The sequence below is a fragment of the Crenobacter luteus genome (assembly GCF_004345725.1).
GTDB lineage: Bacteria > Pseudomonadota > Gammaproteobacteria > Burkholderiales > Chromobacteriaceae > Crenobacter > Crenobacter luteus.
In genome coordinates this window covers 1-1,217 of record NZ_SLXG01000055.1, presented here as the reverse complement: position 1 = coordinate 1,217, position 1,217 = coordinate 1, and the positions used below count along the sequence as shown (strand labels likewise).

The window sequence follows — 1,217 nt, the reverse complement described above, 5'->3', positions numbered from 1 at the left end:
TGACCTGCCCCCAGGATTAGGGCCAAGACCTACTTGGTAAAGTCGGTTAAAAATTTCTGCTCCTGCTCCGCTTGTTCCCTCATGCGGAAGCCTGCCGCAAATGCCGCGGGTGTTTGATAGGCCAGCGAGCTGTGTGGTCTTGCTTCGTTGTAATCCTTGCGCCACACGGCAAGCTCAGCCCGAACATGCGAGAGACTCATGAACCAGTGCTCGTTCAGGCATTCATCGCGCAAGCGCCCGTTGAAGCTCTCGATATAGGCGTTCTGCGTGGGCTTGCCGGGTTGCGTCAGTTTCAGCTGAATCCCCTTGCGGCTGGCCCACTGGTCCAGCGCATTGCCGGTAAATTCAGGCCCCTGATCCGTTCGGATCGCGGCGGGGTACCCACGGAATCGGGCCGCCTGCTCCAACATTCGGACCACGTAGTGCCCTGAGATCCCGTAGTCGGCGACCAGAGCAATGCATTCTTTGCTGAAGTCATCCACGATGGTGAGCACCTTGATGCGTCGACCATTGGCCAGCGCATCCGAGACAAAGTCCATTGACCACACCGCATTGGGTCTCTCTGGCAACGCCAAGCACTCACGTTCCACGGCCACGCCATGACGCCGTCTCCGACGCTGAACCATCAAGCCCGCTTCCCGGTACAACCGGTAGACCCGCTTGTGATTGGCCCGCACCCCTTCGCGATGCAGAAGAATGTGCAAACGGCGGTAGCCAAACCGACGCCGCTCCTGGGCCAACTCAATCAGTCGCGTCTTCAACTGCGCATTCTTGACCGATGGCCGGGCCTGGTAGACATGGACACTGCGTGACAACCCCACCAGCCGACAGGCCCGTCGCTCCGAGATCGGTGTCACCTCGCGCATCCGTAGCACTGCCTCACGCTTCTGCTGTGGAGTTAACGCTTTACCCCGAGCGCGGCTTTGAGCGCCTCGGCGTCCAAAATAGCCTCTGCCAGCAAACGCTTCAGCCGCGCATTCTCGGTCTCAAGCGCCTTCAGCCTCTTGGCGTCCGAGACCTCCATACCGCCGAACTTGGCTCGCCAGTTGTAGAACGAGGCATCGCTGAAGCCGTGCTGCCGGCACAACTCCTTCACCGCCACGCCGGCTTCGGCCTGCTTCAGAAAACCGATGATCTGCTCTTCCGTGAACCGCTTCTTCAAGTCCGTTCTCCTCGTATAAAACGAACTTTACTAAGTTTCAGGTGGCCCTGTTTAG

Annotated in this window: 1 protein-coding gene; it reads right to left on the bottom strand. The window is 59.1% G+C overall.

Annotated elements, in window-relative coordinates:
• Positions 1–29: 29 nt before the first annotated feature.
• Positions 30–1,162, bottom strand: a protein-coding gene (locus EV683_RS14230) for an IS3 family transposase (RefSeq protein ID WP_131863227.1) whose coding sequence is annotated in 2 segments (ribosomal slippage) — positions 30–910 and positions 910–1,162 — 1,134 coding nt in all. Because the reading frame shifts where the segments join, the coding sequence is not laid out codon by codon here.
• Positions 1,163–1,217 lie beyond the last annotated feature (55 nt).